7 protein-coding genes are annotated in these 5,980 nt (G+C 54.0%); 3 read left to right on the forward strand and 4 right to left on the reverse strand.

Translation table 11 applies throughout. From position 1 onward, the window contains the following. Positions 1-81 precede the first annotated feature (81 nt). Together QW520_08925 and QW520_08930 are read right to left on the reverse strand one after the other, a co-directional pair. The gene (locus tag QW520_08925; protein ID MEM0449926.1) at positions 82-1,140 is read right to left on the reverse strand and encodes a zinc ribbon domain-containing protein; all 1,059 of its coding nucleotides are present in this window, start codon (positions 1,138-1,140) and stop codon (positions 82-84) included. Between the two features lie 76 nt (positions 1,141-1,216). Further along, positions 1,217-2,029 (reverse strand): TIM barrel protein, encoded by an 813-nt coding sequence (locus QW520_08930; protein MEM0449927.1) that lies wholly within the window; start codon positions 2,027-2,029, stop codon positions 1,217-1,219. 91 nt (positions 2,030-2,120) lie between these two features. Between QW520_08930 and QW520_08935 the strand changes: the two genes are divergently transcribed. Genes QW520_08935 through QW520_08945 form a run of 3 tightly spaced genes read left to right on the forward strand, consistent with a single transcriptional unit; the run spans position 2,121 to position 4,217 of the window. After that, on the forward strand, positions 2,121-2,618 hold the full coding sequence (locus tag QW520_08935; protein MEM0449928.1) for an adenosine-specific kinase: 498 nt from the start codon (positions 2,121-2,123) through the stop codon (positions 2,616-2,618). Further along, the gene (locus QW520_08940) at positions 2,569-3,387 is read left to right on the forward strand and encodes a class I SAM-dependent methyltransferase (GenBank protein MEM0449929.1); all 819 of its coding nucleotides are present in this window, start codon (positions 2,569-2,571) and stop codon (positions 3,385-3,387) included. The genes QW520_08935 and QW520_08940 overlap by 50 nt, the downstream gene beginning before the upstream one ends. Then, positions 3,387-4,217, forward strand: a complete 831-nt coding sequence (locus QW520_08945) for a DNA glycosylase (GenBank protein ID MEM0449930.1) — start codon at positions 3,387-3,389, stop codon at positions 4,215-4,217. The genes QW520_08940 and QW520_08945 overlap by 1 nt, the downstream gene beginning before the upstream one ends. Here the strand turns inward: QW520_08945 and QW520_08950 are convergent. Together QW520_08950 and QW520_08955 are read right to left on the reverse strand one after the other, a co-directional pair. Beyond that, entirely contained in the window at positions 4,198-4,584 is a 387-nt protein-coding gene (locus QW520_08950) for a helix-turn-helix domain-containing protein (GenBank protein MEM0449931.1), read from the reverse strand. The two genes, QW520_08945 and QW520_08950, sit on opposite strands and share 20 nt — an antisense overlap. A gap of 125 nt (positions 4,585-4,709) precedes the next feature. Next, positions 4,710-5,980 (reverse strand): hypothetical protein (locus QW520_08955; GenBank protein MEM0449932.1); only part of this gene is annotated, 1,271 nt, incomplete at its 5' end.

Here is a 5,980-nt window from a genome sequence, read left to right on the forward strand (position 1 = left end):
GTCTTAGACCTCAAGAAAGGTCCATATTGGAGAGGGAGATGGAGGTCCTGCGCACTGAGGGCAGAGACTCAAGATGACACGCTAAAGATGCTTGGACTCCGCTTTGAAATCTATGAGCCGCTCCAAGGCCTCATCGTACTTCTCTTGCTTTCTGGCCACCGCAGCCTCCTTGAGAAGCTTCACCAAGGTGCCCACGTCCTTTCCCTCCGCCTTCGCATCCAGCAATTGCGATTTCGCCTTCTTGAGCTCAGCGTCGATAAGCTCCGGCAAGCCCTTCATGATCTCTTCATGCCCCTTTCGGGCCAGGATGCCCATCATACTCCAATCGCCATGCTCCCCCGCATCCCTGGCCTCCGCCAGGAGCTTCCTTGGCTCCCTCACATCTACGTAAAAGCGCTCGCAGAAGGCAATGAGCTTCTCCAAGTGATCTGCTAATTCATTAGCTTCAATGTACTTTCCCGTAAGCTTTTCCGCATGCTTCTTGCCCTTGGCTATTTCCTCAAAGGCACCCCTCAGATCACCCTGAGCTCGCCGCTCTCCTACCGCCTTGATCGTCTCGCTTATGCTAGAGGGATCGGAATTCATCGATTTGGCTACCCGCACTAATCTTTCTAGATGCTCCAGCTCCATGTCCAGGCGCTCATCGACGGCCGAACGGATGCTGGCTTTGCACTCCTTCACATAATGCACCGCCGAGGCCACGTCATTGCTCTTTCCCGCCCGAACCGCCTTGTCGATCAGTCTCCTTGCTTCGCTCGTATCTATGCCGAACTCCTTTGCCAAGGCCAATAGCGGCTTGACTTCCGCCACTAGCTCAGGGAATTGTTTTCTCATCGTAGCCTCGTCCATTGACGCCTCTTGTGATGGTGGAACTGTTGAGGGCAGGGGAGAGGGTGGTACCTCTACCTTAGTGGATGATGAGGGGGCAAGCTCAACTTCTTCGATGATGAATTCCACGCCGCATTTAGGGCAGGAGGTGGCGTTGGCAGGTATTACAGAACTGCAGTTGGGACATTCAATCTCCGTGACCTCCTCGATGATGAATTCCACGCCGCATTTAGGGCACTTGGAGACCTCACCCTTGATATGATGACCGCATTCTGGACAATCGAATTCGAACGTTTCGTCCTCGCCAGCCAAAGGACCACTCCAGCGCTGCTTAAACAAACGTTAGTGAATAAATAATTGTCGTCTTGATGCACGGCGGATGATTTCATCAGCCCTGAGCCTCTAGCATCCACATCATGGCCTTAGCGCCCTCTTCCGGCGGAGGAGTCTCGCTGATAAGGGTTAAATCCTCATCCATTTTTTTGAAGAGCGGGACGGCCAGACGATAATCCGGGGAACCGGCGTTCAAAGGCAGATGCCTCTTTTCCCCCGCGCTGGTGTATTCTATGCAAGAGAAATGGCAGTGCAGGCGTCCAGGATAGAATTTCTTGACTTTTTTCAGTACGGCGCCGAAGTCGCCCCTGCTCCTGAGCCCGCCTTGAGAGCGTGCATGGATGTGAGCGAAATCGATTACCGGAATGGTTCCTGGCACTTCTTTTACCACAGCCTCTATCTCCTCCAACGTGCCCCATGATCCCATCTTCCCCATGGTCTCCAATCCCAAGACGACATCCTCTATGCCCTCTTCTTCCATGGAGGCACGGACGCTTTGAAGGGCGCTCCTGACGGTCACTGTGCAGTCCTCGGGTCTGCTCTTGGCATATGAGGCGGCATGAAGCACCAAGATCCGGGCTCCTAGTTGATGACAGATGCGCGCGCTCCTCATTATCCATTCAACGCTCTTGACCCTAATCTCACGGTTGGGGGAGTTCAAATTGATGTAGTATGGAGCGTGGGCGCTAAGAAGCACGCCCAACTCATCTGCCTTCTTCCCTGCTTGCCTGGCCTTGTCCTCAGCCATGCGTGCTTGCCTCACGAACTGCACCTCCATGGCGGAGAAGCCCATCGCAGCCGCTCGCTCCACTGCATCCACTGCACCTTTGCTGCCCATAGGGTAGCCAGCTGGACCAACGCGAGGCATAACGCTTTCATCTGCGGGCTTAATAATAACCTTTGGCACGGGATTCAGAAAGATTAAAAAGGGAGGCGCCTCTCATGCGTGCGGGGAGAATATGAAGGGGGACGATGTTCGCATCGAGGCTGTGCCCGTGCAGAAACCAGCGGACGTGAACATCATCATCGGTCAGACACATTTCATAAAGAGTGCTGAGGACCTCTATGAGGCCATGGTGAATTCCGTCCCCGGTGTGAGGTTCGGACTGGCCTTCTGTGAGGCCTCCGGCCCCCGCCTGGTGAGGGTGGAAGGGAATGATGAAGAGCTGAAGGCCTGCGCCGTCGACAATGCCAGAAGAGTAGGCGCGGGACATAGTTTCTTCGTAGTGATGCGTGGAGCTTACCCTGTGAATGTGCTTTATCGCATAAAGCAGGTGCCGGAGGTGTGCAACGTATTCTGCGCCACCGCTAATGACCTCGAGGTGTTGGTGGCGGAATCGTCAAGAGGAAGAGGTATAATAGGGGTCATCGATGGGCAGCCGCCCCTCGGAGTGGAGACGGATAGCGATGCCAAGGAAAGGAAGGAGTTCCTCCGCAAGATCGGGTATAAGCGCTGAGCCTCGGAATGAGCTCGACGAATACCACGTCATGGCCAAGTACTACGACGTATGGTATGAGGACTTCACCGAAGATATAGAGTTCTACCGCACGTTGGCTGAGAGGACGGGCGGACCCATACTGGAGCTTATGTGCGGCACGGGACGGGTGATGATACCTCTGGCGGACGCAGGTTTTGAGATCACAGGCGTGGATCGCAGCTCGGCCATGCTAGACCGCCTCAGTGCCAAAGTGGAACTGATTGGTGGTCGGGTGGAGCGCAACATCGAGGTAGTGGAAGGGGATGTGCGCTCTTTCCGCCTGGAAAAAAGATATCGCTTGGCCATCGTTCCCTTCAACTCCTTCCTTCACCTCATCGAGAAGAAAGATCAGGTCGATGCCCTGAGGAACATCTCACGACATTTGCTTGATGGTGGCGTGCTTGCATTGAGCGTCTTCAACCCCCAATTCAATCGGCCGGAGAACCTGGTGCGCCACAGGGGGACCAAGGTGACTTCCAAGGGTGAAATAATCTCCAAGTTCGAGGCTCAGACCTTCGACCTCAGCCACATGACCACCACAGTGCACTTCTTCTACGATATCTCCCGCCAGGACAAGGAGATGAGAAGGGTGACCACCTCTATGACCCTGAAATTGATGACGCATCAGAACATGTTAGAGCTATTGGACGAGTGTGGTTTCGCGGTAGAGGCCACCTACGGCGATTACGCCTTCTCGCCCTTTCGCAAGAATAGCGAGTTGATGGCCTTCGTCGCCAGGAAGCTCTGATGGACCTAGGGATCATTGATCTGGAGCATACCCTATCCTGCGGCCAGGCCTTTCGCTGGTGGAAGCGCGGGGAGAGTTGGGAAGGGGTCATTGGGAGTTCCCTGGTGCGCCTGACGCAGAAGGGGAATGAGATCGAGGTGGAGAGCGATCTCAGCGATAAGGAGCTGGAGCGTTATTTCCGCGCCGATGATGATTATGAGAGCATAATAAAAGATATCTCCCGCGAGCCCTACGTAGCCGCATTGGCGCGACGCTACCGCGGTCTCAGGTTGTTGCGCCAGGACCCTTGGGAGTGCTCAGCATCTTACATACTGGCTACCTTCTCCAACATACCCCGCATAAAGGGAATGATAGAAAAGGTGTGCACGCTCTACGGGAAGGAGATCGCACCGGGTATCATGTCCTTCCCCCGACCTGAGGATATTTTAAGGGACGAGGCGGCAGCGGAGAGATGCGGACTTGGCTTCCGCTGTCATCGTTTCCTGCAATTCGCCCGACAGGTGAGTCAGGGGGAGGTCGATTTCGATTGCTTACGAGGCCTTTCATACGAATCCAGCCACCGCGCCTTGGTGGCCTTGGAAGGGATAGGAGACAAGGTCGCGGATTGCATCGCGCTCTTCTCGCTCGATCATCTGGAGGCGTTCCCGATAGATGTGCGCATCAGCCGGGTGCTAAAGGACCGCTATGGGATGTGTGGCAGCTATGCACGGCTCAGCCGTGAGGCGAGGGGGCGCTTCGGACCTTACGCAGGGTATGCTCAGGAGTTCATCTACTACGCCGAGGACAAGAAGAACCGCCAGAGATCAGTGCTCAATCCATCTGGCAGCTGACGCATTGGGGTGCATTGACGCCGGTATGGGTCTCGTACACCTTCACCAGCATGCCGCTCTTCTTCACCATCTGGCATATGCGGCAGGTCTCCGTCACGATGTCCGAGCCGTTCATCATGCGAACCGCTGCCGCCTCCACCTCGCGTCGGAAATCCTCGTATTTGCCTGAGTTCTCTATCTCCTTGCTGGTTCCTCTTTTTGCCTTAAGATACTGAGATATTGCCGCGTCCGTGACCCCAAAGCGCCTGGCAACCTCTGCCTGGCTAAGATGGTGCTTGTCCACCAATTCCCTTGCCAGCTCCCTTCTAATGGAGGGGAGGACATACCAAACGATGAGCTCACATGGAATCTTCATGATAGCCTTCATGCCTTTAACGATATTTAAATCTTAGATATGGAAGATGATGTCAAAGATTTAAGCGCCTCGATGAGAAGTTAGAATAGGGAAATCTGATCAGAAAAAGGGAAAGGGTTTGAGGGCTTGGAATGGGATCATTTCTTTTCGAAGTACTCGTTCCAGTCTCCCTTGTCCTCCTGAAGCGGTCTTTCATAATGATCTGTCTTTCCGCGAGAGACTGCACCACGATGCAAAGCCATAGCCACAACGGCTATCAAAACCGCTCCGCCCAAAACTCCCAGCATCATCAAGGCCCACAAGGGAAACGGAGCCGAAACGCCGTCATCGGTGGCAGCTGGCCCGAGGTTTACTAGCGTCTCTACCGCATAAGTTGGATCATGTACTATCGCATTCCCGCCAGGATAGGTGATGCCACATAGGGCCACGAAGGCGTCGAAAGCCAATCCATTTAACGCCATGACGGTGAACCTGTGCGCAGCCATTACCTGCGCCTTGGCCTCTCTGGGGTAGCCATCTACTTCAATACCTGTGACCCATTCCAATCTGCCTACCTTGCTCCAATCTCCGCCAAAGCTAAGTCTGGGGGAAGCCAGAGGCTTAGCGTTGGGAAGCCCGCCAGTGGATTGATTCAACCTGAGCTGCCCCACATCGGAGTTAGCCTCCATGTAACCCAATTGGTTTGTGGCCATGAGCATGAGACGATATTGGTTCTGGTTGAGGACTGCGTTGGCCATGGGAGGAATATAGTTTCCGAATATGGTCTCGAATTCCATCAATAGCATAGGATTCGAGTTGTTTTCTTCGAAGTCCCAACCTATAATCTCCTTATCCCATTTCACTTGATACACACGCATGTCCCCACTGACCTGGACGTTCTCCATCCTTTGCAGTCCTGAGAACCAAGTGGCCCCCAATGGACCCTGCCTTACGGTGACGTGCCACTGGGGCAGGCTGGCATTGTTGACGTGTACCACGCTCACGTCAAGGTGGAATGAGAGCTTTATCTGATTCAGGACTCCGTCCCCCGCCTGCTCATTCGCCCCTTCTCTAACGGCCTGATAAGGCAGATCAGAAGCCGTGAGGTCGAAATCCCAATGTCGGCCGCGCTCATCCTCCTCGAAGGTAATTTCAGAGGCGTTCCATGCCGTCTTCAAACTTGCGACCTTATAGATCGGCTCGAAGCTTACATAATTAGAGAAAGCGTTCTCCTGCTCATTGTAACTTCTCAGATATCTTAGCAGGCCGTTGTGGTTCAGATCCTCAAATTCCACCAGATTGTCCAGCTTGACGGCATAAATGGTGTAGAGCTTCATGGAATGGTTGGCTCTGAGTAATCTGCCCTCGTCGTCATAGAATTGCGCCAATCCAACATAGCGCGCGATGATGCTGACGAGGTAAACATTGT

Source organism: Methanomassiliicoccales archaeon, assembly GCA_038740345.1.
Taxonomy (GTDB): domain Archaea; phylum Thermoplasmatota; class Thermoplasmata; order Methanomassiliicoccales; family UBA472; genus JAJRAN01.

Coding starts and splice junctions, on each gene's coding strand:
- QW520_08930 (MEM0449927.1), bottom strand. CDS start 2,029: ATGCCTCGCGTTGGTCCAGCTGGCTACCCTATGGGCAGCAAAGGTGCA.
- QW520_08935 (MEM0449928.1), top strand. CDS start 2,121: ATGAAGGGGGACGATGTTCGCATCGAGGCTGTGCCCGTGCAGAAACCA.
- QW520_08940 (MEM0449929.1), top strand. CDS start 2,569: ATGCCAAGGAAAGGAAGGAGTTCCTCCGCAAGATCGGGTATAAGCGCT.
- QW520_08945 (MEM0449930.1), top strand. CDS start 3,387: ATGGACCTAGGGATCATTGATCTGGAGCATACCCTATCCTGCGGCCAG.
- QW520_08950 (MEM0449931.1), bottom strand. CDS start 4,584: ATGAAGGCTATCATGAAGATTCCATGTGAGCTCATCGTTTGGTATGTC.